The 19,958-nt window shown below is 68.0% G+C and carries 18 protein-coding genes; 3 read left to right on the forward strand and 15 right to left on the reverse strand.

The window, feature by feature from the left end:
• Position 1: 1 nt before the first annotated feature.
• A complete protein-coding gene (glmS, locus tag AB4879_RS18485; RefSeq protein WP_370508733.1) occupies positions 2-1,870 on the reverse strand; it encodes a glutamine--fructose-6-phosphate transaminase (isomerizing) in 1,869 nt (622 codons plus the stop codon).
• Positions 1,871-1,924: 54 nt separating this feature from the next.
• Here glmS and AB4879_RS18490 point away from each other — a divergent pair, with 54 nt between their 5' ends.
• Together AB4879_RS18490 and AB4879_RS18495 are read left to right on the forward strand one after the other, a co-directional pair.
• Positions 1,925-2,776 (forward strand): dienelactone hydrolase family protein, encoded by an 852-nt coding sequence (locus AB4879_RS18490; protein ID WP_370508734.1) that lies wholly within the window; start codon positions 1,925-1,927, stop codon positions 2,774-2,776.
• A gap of 42 nt (positions 2,777-2,818) precedes the next feature.
• A complete protein-coding gene (locus AB4879_RS18495; protein WP_370508735.1) occupies positions 2,819-3,859 on the forward strand; it encodes an LLM class F420-dependent oxidoreductase in 1,041 nt (346 codons plus the stop codon).
• Between the two features lie 18 nt (positions 3,860-3,877).
• On the opposite strand, the gene AB4879_RS18500 is transcribed toward AB4879_RS18495, so the two are convergent.
• The 7 genes from AB4879_RS18500 to AB4879_RS18530 all read right to left on the reverse strand — a co-directional run bounded on the left by AB4879_RS18500 (position 3,878) and on the right by AB4879_RS18530 (position 9,863).
• Complete coding sequence (locus tag AB4879_RS18500) at positions 3,878-5,188, reverse strand: hypothetical protein (RefSeq protein WP_370508736.1); 1,311 nt, start codon at positions 5,186-5,188, stop codon at positions 3,878-3,880.
• Positions 5,185-5,475, reverse strand: coding sequence for a type VII secretion target (locus AB4879_RS18505; RefSeq protein ID WP_370508737.1), 291 nt, complete (start codon positions 5,473-5,475; stop codon positions 5,185-5,187). Before AB4879_RS18505 ends, AB4879_RS18500 begins: the two co-directional genes overlap by 4 nt.
• Positions 5,476-5,524: 49 nt before the next feature.
• Positions 5,525-6,862: a phosphoglucosamine mutase gene (gene glmM, locus AB4879_RS18510; protein WP_370508738.1), complete on the reverse strand. Its 1,338-nt coding sequence runs from the start codon at positions 6,860-6,862 to the stop codon at positions 5,525-5,527.
• Between the two features lie 160 nt (positions 6,863-7,022).
• Complete coding sequence (locus tag AB4879_RS18515; protein WP_370508739.1) at positions 7,023-7,481, reverse strand: hypothetical protein; 459 nt, start codon at positions 7,479-7,481, stop codon at positions 7,023-7,025.
• A gap of 315 nt (positions 7,482-7,796) precedes the next feature.
• Positions 7,797-8,276: a 30S ribosomal protein S9 gene (gene rpsI, locus AB4879_RS18520; protein ID WP_370508843.1), complete on the reverse strand. Its 480-nt coding sequence runs from the start codon at positions 8,274-8,276 to the stop codon at positions 7,797-7,799.
• Positions 8,277-8,314: 38 nt separating this feature from the next.
• Positions 8,315-8,758 (reverse strand): 50S ribosomal protein L13, encoded by a 444-nt coding sequence (gene rplM, locus AB4879_RS18525; RefSeq protein WP_036340754.1) that lies wholly within the window; start codon positions 8,756-8,758, stop codon positions 8,315-8,317.
• A gap of 202 nt (positions 8,759-8,960) precedes the next feature.
• Positions 8,961-9,863, reverse strand: coding sequence for a PaaI family thioesterase (locus AB4879_RS18530; RefSeq protein WP_370508740.1), 903 nt, complete (start codon positions 9,861-9,863; stop codon positions 8,961-8,963).
• A gap of 62 nt (positions 9,864-9,925) precedes the next feature.
• Between AB4879_RS18530 and AB4879_RS18535 the strand changes: the two genes are divergently transcribed.
• Positions 9,926-10,570 carry a GNAT family N-acetyltransferase gene (locus tag AB4879_RS18535; protein WP_370508741.1) on the forward strand — a complete coding sequence of 215 codons (645 nt, stop codon included), beginning with the start codon at positions 9,926-9,928 and terminating at the stop codon, positions 10,568-10,570.
• On the opposite strand, the gene adhP is transcribed toward AB4879_RS18535, so the two are convergent.
• The 7 genes from adhP to eccCb all read right to left on the reverse strand — a co-directional run bounded on the left by adhP (position 10,561) and on the right by eccCb (position 19,870).
• The gene (adhP, locus tag AB4879_RS18540) at positions 10,561-11,622 is read right to left on the reverse strand and encodes an alcohol dehydrogenase AdhP (protein WP_370508742.1); all 1,062 of its coding nucleotides are present in this window, start codon (positions 11,620-11,622) and stop codon (positions 10,561-10,563) included. The two genes, AB4879_RS18535 and adhP, sit on opposite strands and share 10 nt — an antisense overlap.
• Positions 11,623-11,682: 60 nt before the next feature.
• A complete protein-coding gene (locus AB4879_RS18545) occupies positions 11,683-13,206 on the reverse strand; it encodes an aldehyde dehydrogenase family protein (RefSeq protein ID WP_370508743.1) in 1,524 nt (507 codons plus the stop codon).
• Between the two features lie 110 nt (positions 13,207-13,316).
• Positions 13,317-14,612: a GAF domain-containing protein gene (locus tag AB4879_RS18550; RefSeq protein WP_370508744.1), complete on the reverse strand. Its 1,296-nt coding sequence runs from the start codon at positions 14,610-14,612 to the stop codon at positions 13,317-13,319.
• Positions 14,613-14,777: 165 nt separating this feature from the next.
• Entirely contained in the window at positions 14,778-15,071 is a 294-nt protein-coding gene (locus tag AB4879_RS18555; RefSeq protein WP_370508745.1) for a WXG100 family type VII secretion target, read from the reverse strand.
• Positions 15,072-15,086: 15 nt separating this feature from the next.
• Positions 15,087-15,395 carry a WXG100 family type VII secretion target gene (locus AB4879_RS18560; protein WP_102808116.1) on the reverse strand — a complete coding sequence of 103 codons (309 nt, stop codon included), beginning with the start codon at positions 15,393-15,395 and terminating at the stop codon, positions 15,087-15,089.
• A gap of 48 nt (positions 15,396-15,443) precedes the next feature.
• Positions 15,444-16,355, reverse strand: a complete 912-nt coding sequence (locus AB4879_RS18565; protein ID WP_370508746.1) for a type VII secretion-associated protein — start codon at positions 16,353-16,355, stop codon at positions 15,444-15,446.
• Entirely contained in the window at positions 16,352-19,870 is a 3,519-nt protein-coding gene (gene eccCb, locus AB4879_RS18570; protein ID WP_370508747.1) for a type VII secretion protein EccCb, read from the reverse strand. Before eccCb ends, AB4879_RS18565 begins: the two co-directional genes overlap by 4 nt.
• Positions 19,871-19,958: the final 88 nt, after the last annotated feature.

The following is a 19,958-nucleotide window of genomic DNA, read 5'->3' on the forward strand; positions in this document are numbered from 1 at the left end:
GTCACTCGACCGTGACGGACTTGGCCAGGTTGCGCGGCTTGTCCACGTCGAAACCGCGGGCCCGGGCCACCGCAGCGGCGAACACCTGCAGCGGCACCGTGGACAGCAACGGCTGGAAAAGCGTTGATACCGCCGGCAATTCGAAGATGTGGTCGGCATAGGGCCGCACCGTGTCGTCGCCCTCCTCGGCGAGGACGATGGTGACCGCACCGCGAGCCTGGATCTCGCGGATGTTGCTCAGCAGCTTGGCGTGCAACGTGGCCGCATTCTTCGGTGACGGCATGACCACGATGACGGGCAGGCCGTCCTCGATGAGCGCGATCGGGCCGTGCTTGAGCTCACCGGCGGCAAAGCCCTCGGCGTGCATGTAGGCCAGTTCCTTCAGTTTGAGCGCACCCTCGAGAGCCACCGGGTAGCCGACGTGGCGGCCCAGGAACAGCACCGTCGGCGACGACGCGAACTGCTGACCCAATTTCGTGATCGGCTCCATGTGCTCGAGCACCCGGGTGACCTGCTCAGGCATCGACTCCAGTTCGTGGTACTCGCGTTCGACCTCGTCGGGGTACTTGGTACCGCGAGCCTGAGCCAACGCCAGGCCGACCAGGTAGTTGGCCGCGATCTGGGCGAGGAACGTCTTGGTGGCCGCCACCCCGATCTCGGGTCCGGCGCGGGTGTAGAGCACCGCGTCGGCTTCCCGCGGGATCTGGCTGCCGTTGGTGTTGCAGATCGCCAGCACCTTGGCCTTCTGGCTCTTGGCGTGGCGGACGGCTTCCAGGGTGTCGGCAGTCTCACCGGACTGCGAGATCGCGATCACCAGGGTGCCGCGATCCAGTACCGGGTCGCGATAGCGAAACTCGCTGGCCAGCTCCACTTCCACCGGCAAACGGGTCCAGTGTTCGATCGCGTATTTCGCGAGCAGCCCGGAATGGAATGCGGTGCCGCAGGCGACGATGAAGACCTTGTCGACCTCGCGGAGCTCCTGATCACTGAGCCGCTGTTCGTCGAGCACGATGCGGCCGTCGACGAAATGCCCGAGCAGGGTGTCGGCGACCGCCGCCGGCTGCTCGGCGATCTCCTTGAGCATGAAGTAGTCGTAGCCGCCTTTTTCCGCGGCGGACAGGTCCCAGTCGATGTGGAAAACACGCGCGTTGGCGGTGTCGTCGGCGCCGTCGAAATCGGTGATCGAGTACCCGTCGGCGGTGATCACCACCGCCTGGTCCTGACCCAACTCGACGGCATCCCTGGTGAATTCGATGAATGCCGCGACGTCGGAGCCGATGAACATCTCGCCGTCGCCGATGCCGACCACCAGTGGCGTCGACCGGCGCGCGGCGATGATCGTGCCCGGGTCGTCGGCGTGGGCGAAGACCAGCGTGAAGTGCCCCTCCAGCCGGCGCAGCACCGAGAGCACCGATGCCTCGAAATCACCCGCGGTCGGACCTCGGCGGTACGCCTGGGCGACCAGATGTACGGCCACCTCGCTGTCGGTGTCGCTGGCGAACTCGACGCCCTCGGCCTCCAGTTCGGAGCGCAGCGTGGCGAAGTTCTCAATGATCCCGTTGTGGACGACGGCGAACTTGCCCGTGGCGTCGCAGTGTGGGTGGGCGTTGCGGTCGGTGGGGCGACCGTGGGTGGCCCACCGGGTGTGGCCCATTCCAGCGGTGCCGGCGAGCGCGTCGCCGCCGGTTTCGGTCAGCGCCTCCTCGAGATTGGCCAGCCGGCCGGCACGGCGACGGACGGTCAGGCCGCCGTCGCCATCCAGCAGGGCGACCCCGGATGAGTCGTAACCGCGATACTCCATCCGCCGCAGAGCGTCGACCACGACACCTCGGGCAGGACGATGCCCGACGTAGGCCACGATTCCGCACATGTTTACCCAGGGTAGTGCAGCACCCTGATTACGCCCGTCCGCTAGGTTCATGGGGTGGCCCGGACACGCAAGCTCTTCGCGGCGCTGACGCGCCGCGGTCCACATCAGGTTCTACGCGGTGACCTGGCCTTTGCCGGGTTACCCGGCATCGTCTTCACCCCCGCGTCGGGCTTCAACCTGCCCGGTGTGGCCTTCGGCCACGATTGGCTCACAGATGTCGATCACTACGTGAAAACCCTCGAGCACCTCGCGTCCTGGGGCATCGTGGCGGCCGCCCCCGGCACCGAGCGCGGGCTCGCCCCGTCGGTGCTGAACCTGTCGGTCGACCTGGGCACGACGCTCGACATCATCACCGGTGTGCGACTGGGCCCCGGCGAGATCAGCGTGCATCCGACCAAACTGGGCCTGGCCGGACACGGCTTCGGCGGCTCGGCGGCGGTGTTCGCCGCGGCGGGTCTGGCCGGTGCGGCCTCGGGCGCACCCAAGGCGGTCGCGGCGTTGTTTCCGTCGGTGACCCGTCCCCCCGCCCAGGAACCGGCGGCATCGCTCACGGTGCCCGGTCTGGTGCTCAGCGCGCCCGACGATCCGCAATCGCTGCGCACCGACGCCCTGCACCTGGCCGACGCATGGAAGGGCTCGGTGCTGCACATCGTCAGCAAGTCCGAGTCGTCCGGGCTGGCCGAGAAGCGCCGGTTCGCCAAGGTCCTCGGCATGCCGGGTTCCGACAAGCGCACCCAGAAGACGGTGCGCGCCCTGCTGACCGGCTTCCTGCTGTTTCACCTGACCGGCGACAAGGCGTACCGCGAGTTCGCCGACCCGGAAGCGGTGCTGCCGAAGACCGAGGCGCTCGATCCCGAGGCCCCGCCGGTGACGACTGAGGGCCAGATCGCCGCGCTGCTGAAGTAACCCGCCGTCGCCCAACCAACTGGTTGGTGTTTTACTTTCCGGATGCGTACCGGGATCTTTCTGGACTATTCGGGCGGCTTTCGTGAGGCCGTCGATCACATCGTGGTGTTGGAGAAGGCCGGGGTCGACATCGCGCTGGTCGCCGAGGCCTACTCCTATGACGCTGTCAGCCAGCTCGGTTACCTGGCCGCCAAGACCTCGACGATCGAGCTGGGATCCGGCGTCTTTCCGATCTACACCCGGACGCCGTCGCTGCTGGCGATGACGGCGGCCGGCCTGGACTTCGTGTCCGACGGCCGCTTCCGGCTGGGCATCGGCACGTCCGGTCCGCAGGTGGTGGAGGGCTTTCACGGGGTGCCGTTCGACGCCCCGCTCGGCCGCACCCGCGAAGTCGTCGACATCTGCCGGCAGGTCTGGCGCCGCGAGCGGGTCCAGCATCAGGGCCGCAGCTACCAGATCCCGTTGCCCGCCGACCAGGGCACCGGATTGGGCAAGCCACTGCAGCTCATCAATCACCCTGTCCGCGAGCGGATTCCGATCACCATCGCCGCACTGGGCCCGAAGAACGTCGAGTTGACCGCTGAAATCGCCGAAGGCTGGCAGCCGGTGTTCTTCTACCCGGAGAAGGCCGACGACGTGTGGGGTGATGCGTTGCGCGCCGGAAAAGCTAAGCGCGACAGTGCACTTGGTGATCTCGATGTGATGGTCGGAGTGTCACTGGCCATCGGCGACGACGTCGAGGAACGGCTGAATTGGGCCAAGCCGCACCTTGCGCTGTACATCGGCGGCATGGGCGCGAAGGGTCAGAATTTCTACCACAAACTGGCGACCCGGTACGGGTACGGCGAGGTGGCCGATCACATCCAGGAGCTGTTCCTGTCCGGCCGCAAGGCCGAGGCGGTCGCCGCCGTGCCCGACGAGCTCGTACGAAACGTGAACCTGATCGGCCCGCGCGGCTTCGTCAAGGAACGCATCGCCGCCTTCGCCGAGGCCGGTGTGACCACACTGCTGGCCACGCCGACCACCACTGACGCAGGCGAATACATCAGCTGGGTCGAGGAGTTGCAGCAGCTGCTGCCCTGATCGCGGAGCTGTATTCGGTCACTGGCCGACCTGCGGTAGTTCGTCGGCGGCTATCTCGCAGGGTGTCTTGTCATCGGACTCCTCGACGACCGGCGGTGCCGGTGCCTCGGGTTGGGATGGCGGCGGCTCGGTTTCGACCGCCTCCGCAGCCGGGCTGGGCGGCGGTACCTCGGCCGGCTGACCCGCGGGTTCTGACTGCTCGACGGTCGGATCATCCTCGGGCACAGCGTCTTCGGGTTTGACGACATCCTCGGGCTCGCCATCGGCGGCGGGATCGCCCTCGGGCGCGGGATCGTCCAGACCCGTAGGCACGTCGTCCACCGCGCTATCCGGCATGCCGTCGAACAGCCCTCCGAGCGCGTCGGCGATCTGTCCGACCAGCCCGGAGAAGCCGCCCCCGACATCGGGCATGGCCGGTATCGCGGCCGAGGGAGGGGTGGCCAGAGCGGGCAGCGCCGGCGGTTCGGCAGGCGGCTGCGCCGGAAGCGGTTGCGCCGGAAGTGGTTGATCTGCCGGGGTATCCGCCAGCGGTGAGAACGCGGGCGGGGCAGCTCGCCCGGGTTCGGCGACGGACGGCGGCAGGACAGGCGCTGCGGCCGGCGCGGTGCGCGGTGAAGCAGCAGCGAATCCTGCCGATGGCCCACCGAAGGCTCCTGGCACCTCGAAATGTGTTGTCGGAGCGTGATCCAACTGCCGCACCGCATCCGCGTAGGCGGACGTCGCCGATGAGGTCGCCGCTCGTATGGCGGAGAGCCAATCAGTGCGGATGTCGGCGTCGACGTATGGGGTGATCTGGTGAGCGACGACATCGATGGCCTGCTCGCGTGCCGCTCCCCCGCCCGTCACGGTGGCCGCCGCGGTCAGCCATCCCGGCCGCTCGCCGGCGCGACGGTCATCGATCGACACGACTGCTCGGACCTTGTCGTCGACCGACCGCGACAGCCCGTCGCGCAGCGCCTCGCAGCTCTGCGCCGCAGCCCGCAACGAGTCGGCCACCGCCGCGCCCGCCGCACAGTGTCGACGGATGAATTCGTCTGCCGCCGAACCGGATTCACCGTCCCACGCCACCGCCATGGCGGCCAGCCCGTCGCGCGAAACGCGCACCGCCTGGTCGGCGGCGGCCGATGCGGCCCGTAGCGCTGCGCAGTCGGCTTCGAGCGCGGCCAGGTCCAAGCCGTCGTCACCGCCGTACCACTCGAAGATCTGCGCGGCGTGCGCAGTCAGGTCCGGATGCTGATAGCCGACGGCGTGGCAGGCTGCCACGTAGGCCGCGGTGTTGGCCACCGAGGGTCGCCCGACTGCGAGCCGCGACGCCACGTCCAGTGTCACAGCGCCGCCGCACGCAGTTCGGCATCACCGTAGCGGTCGGCGGTGGCCCGCAGCGCGACGGCCGTTTCCTCGGCAGCCCGCGACCACTGCGTCACTGTGGCTGTCAGCCGCTCCAGCGCTGCCCGCACCGCATCCCCGTGGGCGACGTGCGCACGACCGGCCACGGCGCCGTCGAATCGCAGCCGACTCAGCTGCCCACGCAGTGCCTCGTCGAGCACCTCGGCGGTGGAGTCGAAATGTTGCGCGGCAGCGCGCAGCCCGGCGCAGTCCACGCGCGTGTTACCCATATCCGGGTATGACGCACGGCGGGCCCGACCGGTTCCCGGTGTTTCTTCGTCAGCCTTCGGCGCTGACCGACTCGGCGACACGAATCGCCAGTAGCCGCGCGGTGTCTTCGTCGGCGGCTTCCACCATGACCCGCACCATCTGTTCAGTTCCCGATGGGCGCAACAGAATTCGCCCGGTGTCACCGAGTTCAGCCTCGGCTTCGCGTACCGCGCTCTGCACCGCGGGCGCCTCGGCGACCGTCGCCTTGTCCGCCACCGTGACATTGATGAGCACCTGCGGCAGCGTTTGCATCGGCGCTGCCAGCTCGGCAAGCGACAAGCCGGTCTGCGCCATCCGCGCCATCAACCGCAAACCGGTGGCGACGCCGTCGCCGGTCGTTCCCAACGCGGGCATCACGATGTGGCCGGACTGTTCCCCACCGAGCGAGTACTCCCCGGCGCGCAGTTCCTCCAGGACATAGCGATCACCAACACCGGTGGTGCGCACCGTGATACCGGCTTCACGCATCGCGATATGCAACCCGAGATTGCTCATCACGGTGGCCACCAGCGTCTCGGACGCGAGCTCACCGGCCTCGCGCAAGGCCAGGGCGAGGATCACCATGATGGCATCGCCGTCGACGACCCGGCCGTCGGCGTCCACCGCCAGGCAGCGATCGGCGTCGCCGTCGTGCGCCAAACCGAGATCAGCGCCATGGGTCAGCACCGCGGCCTGCACCTGCTCCAGGTGCGTCGAGCCGCAGCCGTCGTTGATGTTCAGGCCGTCCGGTTCGGCGTTGATCGCGATCACGGTTGCGCCCGCAGCGTGGTAAGCGCGCGGCGCGGCCTGGAACGCGGCGCCGTTCGCGCAGTCGACGACGACCGTCAGCCCGTCCAATCGCACCGGTGCCGCCCCGCGGATGTGGTGCAGGTAGCGCTCCAGCGCATCGCGGGCATCGAGCACACGCCCGATCTCGGCACCGACCGGACGCAACCCGGGACCTTGAGCGACGAGCTCTTCGATCCGATCCTCGGCGTCGTCGTCGAGCTTGTGTCCGCCGGGGCCGAAAATCTTGATGCCGTTGTCCGGCATCGCGTTGTGCGATGCCGAGATCATCACACCGAAATCGGCGCCGTAGGCCGCAGTCAGAAAGGCGACCGCCGGTGTCGGCAACACTCCGACCCGCAGCGCGTCCACACCCTCACTGGTCACGCCGGCGATCACCGCCGCCTCGAGCATCTCGCCGCTGGCGCGCGGATCACGGCCGACGACCGCGAGGCGCCGGCCGGAGCTTCGGGTGGTCGCGAGCCGGCGCGCCGCCGCCGCGCCCAACGCCAGGCCCAGCTCGGCAGTCAGTTCTCGGTTGGCGACGCCGCGGACACCATCGGTCCCGAACAGTCGACCCATGTGGACAAATTTCTCACAACTAGCCGCTCAGAACACAACCAACGAGGTTAACGGCCGTGTCGCCGCCAAACCGACATGGCAACGAGACACCGAGAACGAACACTGCCCGCACCCGGTGCGGGTGCGGGCAGTGCGCTGCTGGTATCCAGCTGGCCGGCGATTACCGGCTGCCGGTCATCGGCGCCTCGGCAGGCTCCGGGGCGGCGGGCACGGCGGTCGCGCCGACACCGGCGTCGGCGTGTCCGTTCTGGCCGGGAGCCAGTTCGGAGTTACCCGGTCCGGCCTGGGTGAACGTGTAGCTCACGCCCGTGGCGCTGCTGGCGCACACCGGAACGGTCGAGATCTCCTTGCTGGCGAGCTGCGGCAGCTTCGACGAGAGGTCGTCGCCCGGGCACACACTGGTGGCCAGGGTCTGCGCGCTGCTGACCGACACGTTCTGAATGGTGCCGAGTTGCTCACCGTTGACGGTCAGGCCCACATTGAGCTGGTCGCCCGCCTGCGGCGCCTGGGGCTGCGGCGCCGGGGCCTCGGGAGCCGCGTTCGCGAGTCCGAAACCACTCGCGACGAGCAGCGAGCCGCCAAGAACCGCACCAGCGGCCGTCTTCGTGAACGTGTTCATAATCGCTCCTTTTCTTCTGCGTGATTGGCAGGGAATCAGAGCTGCGGGAGCACTCAGCTCACCTCACAGCCCCGAAGGAGAACACCGACCCCCCGAAGGGTCCCGCCTCCTACCTCGGGCAGCCGACGTTTCCGCCAGCCTCTCAGAGGCTTGCCGAAGGGCGGTCGGCTCAAACCGGAACGTGGCACTCGATCTGGACATGCACGCTGAGCAGGCAACACGACATGTGACCCAGGTCATAAACGACGCACCGGGCGCCTCCAGCCGAAAGACTGGCGACGCCCGGTGGGCCGTTGCGTAGATGTACGCGGCAGATCAGCGCTTGCTGTACTGCGGCGCCTTGCGGGCCTTCTTGAGGCCGTACTTCTTGCGCTCGATGGCACGCGGATCACGCGTGAGGAAGCCGGCCTTCTTCAGCGCCGGACGGTCCTCGGGCTGCACCAGGATCAGCGCGCGGGCGATCGCGAGGCGAAGCGCACCGGCCTGACCCGAGGGGCCGCCGCCGTCGAGGTGGGCGTAGATGTCGAAGCTGTCCACCCGGTCAACGGTCACCAGCGGGGCCTTGATCAGCTGCTGGTGCACCTTGTTCGGGAAATACGCCTCCAGGGTGCGGCCGTCGAGGTTGAACTGGCCGGTGCCCGGCACCAGCCGAACCCGCACCACAGCCTCCTTGCGGCGGCCGACGGTCTGGATGGGACGGTCGATGATCACCGGAGCACGCGGCGTGCTCTCGGCAGCGGCCTCGGGGGCGTCGGAGGTCTCGGGGGCCTCGGTCGCGTCGGCGGTCTCGGTCACTTCGGTCTCCACGACCTCGGTCACGTCTGTCGTTTCGCTCACTGGGCCACCTGCTTGATCTCGAACGGAATCGGCTGCTGGGCGGCGTGCGGATGATCCGGGCCCGCGTAGACCTTGAGCTTCTTCTGGATCTGCCGGCTCAGCTTGTTGTGCGGCAGCATCCCGACGATGGCCTTCTCGACCACGCGATCGGCATGCTTTTCCATCTCGTCGCCGAGGGTGCGCGCCCGCAGGCCACCGGGGTAACCCGAGTGACGGTAGGCCATCTTGGACTGGAGCTTGTCGCCGCTGACGGCGATCTTGTCGGCGTTGATGACGATGACGAAATCGCCACCGTCCACATTCGGCGTGAATGTCGGCTTGTGCTTGCCGCGCAACAGGTTTGCTGCCGCGACGGCGAGCCGGCCGAGCACCACGTCGGTGGCGTCGATGACGTACCACGAACGTGTGGTGTCACCCGCCTTCGGCGTGTACGTAGGCACAGCGCTACCTCTCTCGTTTGGGGTCTTCACCCCGGTGTGAGTCCCGGTATGACCCGGGTGCCGGTCGAAGCGCGACGGTCGGGATTGTTCCTCGGCGACCAACACTGACCCGAGAACCCGCCTTAACCCGCGGTGCGAAACCGCGGCGTACCGCACGCCAACGTGGCAGCTTACCTGCGACGATCGGGGCAGGTCAAAACGCTCATGCCCGCTCGTAGGCGATGTTGGCGACAGCCCGGACGTAGGGGGTACCCGCAGCGTCGGTCATGGTGGCCGAGACCGTCCCCATTCGGCGCCCGACCCGCTCGGTCGTGGTGGCCAATGTGAGGGACCGCCCGTCGACGGGCGGCGACCGGAAGTAGTAAACGGACAGGTCAGCCAGGGTGTAGCTATCGCCCGCGCCGGTGTGCGCCTGGCCGGCCAGCGAGCAGGCCTGCCCGATGATCGAGGCGATCACCCCGCCCTGGATGGCGCCGAGCGGGTTGGCCATCCATGGCTGCGGGTCGATGGCCAGGATCGGCTCGTCGGCGCTTTCGACGGTCATGGCGAGCAGTTCGCTCAAGGGTCCGCGGGCGATGTCCCCGCGGCTGATCGCGGTCAGGATGCGCCGGCCGTCCCAGTCCGGGTCGATGGCCGAGACTGCGGTGTCGATGTCGGGCGGGGTGGGCAGTGTCTCGACGGGTTCGGCGATCGCATCCTTGTCGAGGGCACGCAGCGCCTCGGTGCTGCGGCCGACCCGGACGGCGCGGGCCACGCCCGAGCAGACGACCTCATGTGAGCCATTGGTGATGGTCATGGTGGCGGTGCCGTGGGCGTCGTCGCGGTGAGCCATGGCCGAGACGGCGTGCAGCCGGTCCCCCACCGTGGGGCGGGCGCCGGCGGTCAGCGCCAGCCACGACTGCACTGTGGCGACCGGCTCGGCGAACGTGTACCAGTAGGCGCCGCTGGTGACAGATTCGGCCATCACCGCGTAGGCGGGCATCTCCAGCAGACCGCGGTGGTCGACGAGCGTCGAATTCACCTGTTGATCCAGCGAGATGCCGGCCTCACTGACTCCGGTGTTGCCGACGCAGAAGACCGACTGAGGCCCGTTAGGTGTGCTCATTTCCTGGCATCTTGCCGTAATTCGCTTTCGGAGCCGACACCGCCTGTGGTCGGATCGCAGGCATGCCGCATATCTGGCCGCTGTTCGACCTCGAGGTGGTGACACCGCGCATCGCGCTGCGCTATATCGACGACGAGCTCGGCGCGGCGTTGGCAACGTTGGCGGCCAAGGGTATTCACGATCCGGCGACCATGCCGTTCACCGAGCCGTGGACCGATGTGCCCTCGCCGGAGCTGGAGCGCAACAGCCTGCAGTACTACTGGCGCAACCGCGCCGAGGCGTCCGTCCAACGGTGGAACCTGGACCTCGCGGTGGTGGTCGACGGATCGGTGGTCGGGATGTGTTCGGTTCACGCCGAGGACTTTCCGGGCAACCGCCGGTTGACCACCGGCTCCTGGCTGGGCCTGGCTCATCAGGACCGGGGTCTCGGCAAGGAGGTCCGCCAGGCGGCTCTGCATCTGATCTTCGCTGGATTCGACGCCGATCTCGCGATCACGCGAGCCTGGCATGACAACGCCGCGTCGCTGGCGGTCACGCGTTCGCTGCCCTATGTCGAAACCGTCAGAACCGTGGAGCTCCGACGCGACCGCCCCGACACCATGGTGGGTTTCGCCATGACGCCGGGGCGGTGGGCCACGATCCGACGCGACGACATTCGTCTGGTCGGCATCGAGGCCGTTCGCGGGCAGCTGGGGACTCAGCGGTAGTCGATGACGACGCGGCCGTCGATCTGGCCGCGCTCCATCCGGCCGAACACCTCGTTGATGTCGTCGAGCTTGGCGGCTTCGACGGTGGGGTGGATCAACCCGCGCGCGTAGAAGTCGAGCGCCTCGGCCATGTCCTGGCGAGTGCCGACGATCGAGCCGCGAATAGTCAAGCCCTTCAACACGATGTCGAAGATCGGTGCGGGGAAGTCACCCGGCGGGAGGCCGTTGAAGACGATGGTTCCACCGCGCCGGGTCAGTCCGATCGCCTGGCCGAACGCCTGCGGGTGCACTGCAGTGACGAGCACGCCGTGCACACCACCGGTGGCCTTCTGTACCTCGTCGACGACGTCGGAGGTTCTGGCGTTGACAGTCACCTCGGCCCCGAGGCGTTCGGCCAGTGCGAGTTTCGCGTCGTCGATATCGACGGCGACCACGCGCAGGCCCATCGCACGGGCGTACTGCACAGCGATGTGCCCCAGGCCGCCGATACCGGAGATCGCGACCCATTGGCCGGGCCGGGTGTCGGTGACCTTCAGGCCCTTGTAGACCGTGACGCCGGCGCACAGGATCGGTGCCACCTCGAGCGGGTCGATGCCATCCGGAATCCGGGCGGCGTACGCCGCATTCACCAGCATGTAGGTACCGAAGCTGCCGTTGACGCTGTAGCCGCCGTTCTGCTGGCTCTCGCACAACGTCTCCCAGCCGGTGCGGCAGTATTCACAACTGCCGCACGCCGACCACAGCCACGCATTACCGACCTTGTCACCGAGTTTCAGGTCGGTGACGCCTTCGCCGAGCGCGACGACCGTGCCGTAACCCTCGTGGCCCGGGATGAAGGGCGGTGCTGGTTTGACCGGCCAATCACCATGGGCGGCATGCAAATCGGTGTGGCAGACCCCGGATGTCTCCAGTTTGACCAGCGCTTCCCCGGGGCCGGGAGTGGGCAAGTCGAGGTCGGCGACGTGCAGTGGTGCACCGAATTCGGTGACGACTGCAGCGCGCATGGTGTCGGTGTCGGTCGATGCGGCGGGTGCGCCAAGTGTCTGTGTCATGGTCATTTCCTTTGGGGTGGTGGCGTTCTCAGCGGTGTCTTCGCTTCTTCGCGCAAGCGCTCAGAAGAAGCCTTGGGCTTTGTTGGAGTAGGAGACGAGGAGGTTTTTCGTCTGCTGGTAGTGGTCGAGCATCATCAGATGGTTTTCCCGTCCGATGCCGGACTGCTTGTAGCCGCCGAACGCCGCGTGAGCGGGGTATTGGTGGTAGCAGTTGGTCCAGACGCGTCCGGCTTTGATGTCGCGGCCGGCGCGGTAGGCGGTGTTGCCGTTGCGACTCCAGACTCCGGCGCCGAGGCCGTAGAGGGTGTCGTTGGCGATGCGGATGGCGTCGTCGTAGTCGGTGAAGGACGTGACGGCGACGACGGGTCCGAAGATCTCTTCCTGGAAGACTCGCATCGCGTTGTCACCGGTGAAGATCGTCGGCTGCACGTAGTAGCCGCCGTTGAGGTCGCCACCGAGGGCGGCGCGCTCCCCGCCGGTGACGATCTGGGCACCTTCGCTTTTGCCGATCTCGATGTAGGACAGGATCTTCTCGAGCTGGTCGTTGGAGGCCTGCGCGCCGATCATGGTTTCGGTGTCCAGTGGATCGCCCTGACGGACCGCTTTGGTGCGGATCGCGGCCATGGCGAGGAACTCGTCGTAGATGTCGGCTTGGATCAGGCTGCGGGACGGGCAGGTGCAGACTTCGCCCTGGTTGAGGGCAAACATCGTGAAGCCCTCCAACGCCTTGTCCTGGTAGTCGTCGTTGGCGGCGAGTACGTCGGAGAAGAAGATGTTGGGGCTCTTGCCGCCGAGTTCGAGGGTGACCGGGATCAGGTTCTGGGAGGCGTACTGCATGATCAACCGGCCGGTGGTGGTCTCGCCGGTGAACGCGATCTTGGCGATCCGGTTGCTCGACGCCAGCGGCTTGCCGGCCTCAACGCCAAATCCGTTGACTACGTTGAGGACTCCGGCGGGGAGAAGATCACTGATGAGCGAGACGAGATAGAGCACCGAGGCCGGGGTCTGCTCGGCGGGCTTGAGCACAATCGCGTTGCCCGCGGCCAGCGCCGGCGCCAACTTCCACACCGCCATCAGGATCGGGAAGTTCCACGGGATGATCTGCCCGACCACACCGAGCGGCTCGTGGAAGTGGTAGGCGACGGTGTCCTCGTCGATCTGACTCAGTGAGCCTTCCTGGGCGCGGATCGCCCCGGCGTAATAGCGGAAGTGGTCCACCGCCAACGGAATATCGGCGTTGAGGGTTTCCCGGATCGGCTTGCCGTTGTCCCATGACTCGGCCAGCGCGATCGACTCCAGGTTCGCCTCGATGCGGTCGGCGATCTTGTTCAGGACCAGGGCCCGTTCGGCTGCGGAGGTCTTCCCCCAGCCGGGTGCGGCGGCGTGGGCGGCGTCCAACGCCTTCTCTATATCGGCATCGGTGGACCGCGCCACCTCGCAGAACACCTCACCGGTCACCGGCGTGCGGTTCTCGAAGTACTGGCCACCCACCGGCGCCGTCCACTCACCACCGATGAAGTTCTCGTAGCGGGCCGCAAAGGACATCAGCGAGCCCTCTGTACCGGGCCTCGCGTATACGGTCATGGTGTTCTCCTACCTGGTCAAGACGACGAAATGTGTCGGTCGTCACTGAAGGTAGGCAGTGCGGGGTTGCAGCACGGTTGCACTGAGTTGCGCACCGTTGCAGGCGCGGCTCAGGCCAGGTCGAAGTCCAGTCCGGCCAGCTTGCCGCGGGCTTGGGCCTGCTGCACCGAGCCCGGCAGCGTCCCGTCGTGCAACGCGCGCCACCCGTCGCGGTCGTCGCGCCCATCCGGGCTGTCCAGCCAACGGCGCAGCACCGCGGGGTCGCCGGTGGACAACACAGCGCCCCGCAACGTCATCGCCAACTCTGTGCGCAATCTCCCGACTGCCGGTGAGATGGACTGCGGCAGAAGCGGTCCCGGATACCGATCGAGCGCGCCGGTCACGTCCCCGGCATCGAGCGCCTCATACACCTCACCGATGTCGGTGGTGATCGGCACCATCAGCCGATACGGCCGCGACTCGATGGCATCGGCGCCGACAACCTTGCGCAGCCGCGACATCTCGGCACGCACCGTCACGACGTCCAGGTCCTTGTCGTCGAGCAGCATCGCCAGGTGGTCGGCGCTCAGCCCCTCGGGGTGACGGCTCAGCAGCACCAGGATGTCGGCGTGCCTCCCGGTCAGCGTGGTGGCACGCAGGTGCCCGAACTCGTCGGTGACCAGCCAGCGCGGGCGTTCGGAACCGAGCACGGCCAGCCGCGGCCGTGGCTGCGCGGCCTCGACGGGTCCACCGGTCAGCCGCAGCAGCGCCAGGTGCGTTTCGACGGCGACGACGGTGGCGCGCACCAGCGCCAGGGCCTGCGGCGTGGCGACCCGCGATCCGCCGGTCAGGTCCAGTGCGCCGAGCAGGGCACCGGTGGCGGGGTCGTGCACAGGGACCGCCGTGCAGCTCCACGGTTGCACGACGCGGGAGAAGTGCTCGGAACCGTGAATCTGCAGCTCAGCGTCCACCGCGAGCGCGGTACCGGGCGCGTTGGTCCCCGCGCCGCGCTCACTCCAGTCCGCCCCGGGCACAAAGTTCATGGCCTCCGCACGCCGGCAGGCGTTGGGGTCACCCTCCACCCACAGCAGCGTGCCGTCGGCACCGCTCACGGCGACGACCACCCCGGACCCGGCGGCATCGTCGACGAGCAGCCGGCGGATCACCGGCAGTGCGGGTGCCAGCGGATGCGCCTCGCGCAGCCGGGCCAATTTCTCGCCGACCGGGGAGGGCTGGGCTGCGCCGTCCGGGTCGACGCCCTTGGCCAGGCTGCGTTGCCAACTCTTGGCGACGATCGGTCGCAGCGCGCTCGATTCCAGGTAGCTGGCATCGACCTCACCGGCGACGAACAGCTCGTGGACCGCGCGCAGCAGCGCCGACGGCCGGGCGCCACCGGCCCCGGTTCGCGTCGTTCTGGATATGCCCATCGGCGATCACACTCCTGCGTGCGGTCACCGGAGACCGGCGCGCGTGCGGCCACGATACGCCAGATCTCGACCGGCATGTGGGCATCGGATGCGATCGGGTCGAGATGACTGTGCGGCCCCGTTGGCTCTCCTCCGCGGGGGCCGCACAGAGATCGAGGGACGCCGTCAGCCCCACACCCCGGCGGCGCGACGGTCGGCATCGGCCACGTCCGCTGCACCGTCACGCACGGCAACGCCCAGTCGGACCAGGATGTCGCGCAGTGCCGACGCTGATTGCTGCCACTGGGCCTGTTCGGCCTGATAGGCCGCCGCCGCGTCCCGGGTCCAGACCTGTTGGAGCGGAGCGATCTGACGACTCAGATCGTCCAAGGCCGCGCCGAGTCGCGCCGACGTGCGCTGGATGTCGGCGAGTACCGCCGCGTCGATCTCGGCGAAATCGTAAGAGAGGACGGGGTCCACGGAGGTGCTCCTTGTCTAGAGGTGTGCGGTCACGGCGGCGATGCGCTGGGCATGCAGTTGAGCGGCCTCACGCAGCTGGTGTTCGTTGTTTCTGATCGTGTCCGCGATCCCGGCCAATGCCTGCGACAGCTTGGTGGACTCGTTGTTCCAGTGCGCGACGACAGTCTGGAATCGCGCGGCAGCCAATCCACCCCACACTGTGGGTGGCACAGATTCCATCCGGGTGATGAAGCCGTGCAACAAAACCCGTATCTCGTCGTTGCGGGTGTCGGCAGCCGCAGCGACCGAGCGCATCAGGTCGAAGTCGGTGCTCAAAGTCGTCACGTGTGGTCCTTCCGGTCGAGTTACGCAGGCTTACAATGGTTTCGACGCTCATGAGCCGTCTGCGGTTCCACCGAATTCATGAGCGGATTCAACGGCTTCATCGCAGGGCTCGGCGATCGAATCGGGCCGGCCCTGCGCAGACTCGCAGCCGATGCTGATGCGCGTCGACCCGTCGAGTACCACCGCCCAACGGATCTCGCGGGCGATGCGGACTTCCCGGTAGGTGACCGCTGGGCGCCCGCCACGCCGGTCCGCGGGGTTGAAGTCGACGAACACACCGCGGGGCTGCTCGTCGATCGCCTGGCGCAGGGTCGCGGCGGTCTGATCCAAAGTCTCTTCAGGAGAATAGGATTGGGTGACGTGCAGGGCCGTGTTCGAATCGGTTGGCGAGCTGGCCTGAACGCGGCGCGAACCAGGGCCTGCCGTGACGCGGGTGATCACCCAATCCGGTGGGATCCGCACTGTGACGCGGCCTTCGACGATGTAGATGCCTCTGGGAGTCGGTACCGCCGGGGTGCCGACCGCGGCCACTCCCACCACGCACAGAGTCAACGCCACGCCGGCCGCCACAGCCGCCGCTGCCCGCCACGGTCGCCGCGGGACGGGTCCTGGCGCCGCCGTCGCGGGAGTGGGTTCCTCGATCGTCTCGGCGAGCACCGCGGACCTGGGCTGCGCGAGAACCTCGGTGGCGACCGCTGCCGCAGCATCGACGAGTCGCGAGACCCGGTGGGGTGTCCACCACGACGGGTGCACGACAGTCAGTGTCTCGCAGCGCTCCTCGACACAGTCGGCGAAGATCGTCCGCCACAGATCGGCAACGGCGACCGGCCGTTCGCGAAACAGCACCACCGTGTCGTCGATGCCGGCCAGGGCAGCCGTCACCATCTCCGGGTCTCCCGTGCGCTGCGGGTGGGGCGTCAGCCGAGTGACCACTGCGGGACCGACTTCCAGCACTGTCACGGTGGGCTCCAGCCGACCTGGACCAGCTCGGCGCCGGCCCGGGTCACCAGCAGTCCGCGTCCGGGCGGGCGCTGGGTCGCGCGGTGGTGGCCGATCAGCGGGCCCTCGTCGGAGCTGCCGCTCATCAGCATCGCGCCGCACCCGCTGTCCCGGACGTGCGCCAGCAGGGGTTCGAACATCGCCCGCGCAGATCCGGCGCAGCGTCGTGCGATGACCATGCGCAGCCCGATGTCAGCGGCGTGCGGCAGCAGTGCGACCAGCGGACTCAGCGCTTCCGGCGAGGTGGCGGCGACCACGTCGTAGTCGTCGACCACGACATAGATCTCCGGTCCGGTCCACCACGATCTCGCCCTGAGCTGTTCGATCGTGGTGTCGGCGGTGGGCAGTCTGTTCTGCAGCAACGCGATCAGTCCGGGAAGTCGTTGCGCGAGGCCGTGTTCGGAGAACACGTAGTCGAGCACGTGATCGGCATCGGCGACATCGAGCAGTCCACGGCGGTAGTCGACGACGAACAGCAGCGCGGGTTGCGTTGTCGCAACGCGCAGTATCTCGCGGCACAGCGTCCGCAGTGCCGAGGTCTTCCCGCATTCCTGGTCGCCGAGGACCAGCAGGTGCGCCAGGCGACGGAAGTCGACTGCCACCGGGGCGAACTGGTCTTCACCCAGGCCGAGCAGAACACCATCCACGTCGCCGGGTGCCATCTCGACGACCGCGGAGTGATCGATGTGTCCGGGCAGCAGTCGCACCGGCGGCGCCTGCCACGACCCGTCGCAGAGAATGTCTGCGCCGTCCGGGACGGCGATCAGGAAGTGGTTGCCGTCGCGGGTGATGCCGCGCCCCGGGACGTCGATCGGAACGAGCGCCGCCTGCTTGCGATCCATCTCGGAGTCGATCGGATCCCCCAGCCGCAGTTCGATTCTGGTACCGATCTGGTCCTTGAGCGCGGGCCGGATGTCGGCCCACCGACCGGCGGTCAGGATCAGGTGGATGCCGAACGACAGACCGCGGGAGGCGATGCCGGCGATCGCCGCCTCGAGATCGGGACACTCCTCCCGCACGCTCGACCAACCGTCCACGACGAGGAAGACCTCACCGTACGGGTCGACATCGTCGTGGTTCTCGCGAGCGGACAGGACGGCGCCGACGTGGCTGATCGTCCGGTGCACCAACTCGGTCTCGCCCCGGCCCGCGACCGATCCCACGTGCGGTAACCCTCGCAGTGAATCGAGGGTGCCGCCGCCGAAGTCGATGCAGTAGAACTGGACTTTCCGCGCGTCGTGCCGGGCGGACATCGCGGTGATCAGCGACCGCACCGTGGTGGACTTTCCGCTTTGTGCAGTTCCGACCACCGCAACGTTGCCGAGGGCACCGGTGAGGTCGACGGTCATGGGTGCCTGTCGCTGCTCGAACGGCAGGTCGATCACCCCGATCGCCACCGCACGATCGGGCCTCGCACCGGGTGGCAGGTCAGCGAGGTTCACCGATCTGGTGAGCGGTGGGAGCCACATCTGGTGCGCCGGCGTTCCGGTGCCGCTGAACCGGTCGACGATCGCATCGAACACGGTTCGATACGGCCCGGCGGCTTCGACGGTCGCCGGCGGCGAGGCGGATTCCCGGGCGAACACCGCCACGGTGGCGACTTTCGCTGGTGTGACACTCGCCGGGGCCGCGCCCCCGAGATAGGCCGCCTGAAATCGCACCAGCCGCCCGTCGGCGGTCCGCAGCAGTGCGGCGCCCGGGGTGGCCGCCAGCTCGGCAGCGTCCGTGACACCCAGTACCGCCCGCGATTCCGCGGCCGTCGCTGTCTTGAGACAGATGCGATAGGACAGATGCGATTCGAGACCGCGCAGGCGCCCCTCGTCCAGGCGCTGACTCGCCAGCAACAGATGTACTCCGAGTGAGCGTCCGACCCGTCCGATCATCGCGAAAAGATCGACGAAATCGGGCTGATGAGTCAGCAATTCGGCGAACTCGTCGACGATGACGAGCAGCGTCGGCAGCGCGGGCAGCCCGGGGTCTGCGCCTCGACGCCGCCGGTAGGCGGCGAGGTTGACCGCATTGCCTGCCCGCCGTAGGAGCTCCTGACGGCGGTGCACCTCGCCGCCGAGCGCGGCCTTCGCGCGCGCCACCATCGGCGCGGCGTCGGCAAGATTGGTGATGACCGCGGCGACGTGATGCAGACCCTCCAGACCGAGAAACGTCGCGCCGCCTTTGAAGTCGATGAGCACGAGGTTGACGTCGTCCGGCGAGTGCCTGGCGACGATCCCGGCAGCGATCGTGCGCAACAGTTCGGATTTTCCCGAACCCGTCGCACCCACACACAGCCCGTGCGGACCGTGGCCACCGTCGGCCGGCTCCTTGATGTCGAGAACGACCGCTTCGCCGCTCACCCCCGCACCGAGCTCAACCCGGAGTTGCTCGGACGAGGGTAGCGGCGGCCAGAGAGCCTCCGACTCCGGGCAACTCACGCCGAACCCGCTGTCCTGGTGGCGGTACCGCGCCAATCGGCGGGCACACGTCCGCGCCTGCATGATCGTCATGGTGTCGGCGGTGGCGAACTCGTCGATGCCCGCACCGCTGCGCACCGCGAGGCGGTCCCCGTCGACCCGCAGGCGCCGCGGTTCTGAATCGTGTTCCACCTGCGCGACGGCGATGACGGTGGTGCCGGGCCCGGCGTGCGTTCGGTGATCCGCTCCGTCGACGACGACGATCCGATACCCGCCCCAAAGTCCGCGACTATCGTTGTGCGGCAGCCACTTCAACCAGTCCCACTGCTGCCGGTGCTCTGCGGTGACATCGGCTGTGATCACCAGGTTTGCCGGGCTGTGGAACACGGCCAGCTGGCAGAGCATCGCACGCACCAGGGCACGCGCACTCGACGGATCCCCTTCGACGACCAACACACCAACTTTGGGCAGCACGACCGTGACGGGCATATCGTCGACCGTCGCGTGGTGGTGCACGAAGCGCCACAACGCACCGGCGGTCACCGGGTCCAGCTCGTCCACCGAGCCGACCGGCGGAACGACCATCCGGCGCGCCAGCCGGTGTCGGCCGACACCGACACGGACGTGGCAGAAGTCCGGGTCCTGATCGCTGCGCTCCCACAGCTGTGGGCTACCGACCAGCGTCCACAGCGCGGCCGGCTCCGGATGTCGCTGCTGCAGTGCAGAGCGTTGGCGCTGCGACGTGTCCCGCAACTGCTCGCTGAGCCGGTCGAGATGATTCAGATAGCGTCTGCGTTGGTGATCCACCCCGCGGCCTGATCGCCCGGCCCCGGCCTGCAGCGCCATTCCGACCGCCGACAGCACCATCATGGCCGGCAGCATCACCGTCGTCGGTCCGTGCGAGGCAACTCCCGACCCCCACATCACGGCACCGACGGCGACCACCGCACCGACCGCGACCAACGGCACGAACCGCGACAGGGCCGACGTCTGCTCGACACGGGGCAACTCACCGATGACCACATCGTCGGTCGGGAAGTCGATCGCCGACCGGCAAGCCCGATTCATGTACGGACGGTAGACACCGTCGGCGCGGACCGGCAATTCACCTGTGGACAGCGGAGTTCGACACCACCGCGAGATCACTACCGTCCGC

The sequence above is a fragment of the Mycobacterium sp. SA01 genome (genome assembly GCF_041287105.1).
GTDB lineage: Bacteria > Actinomycetota > Actinomycetes > Mycobacteriales > Mycobacteriaceae > Mycobacterium.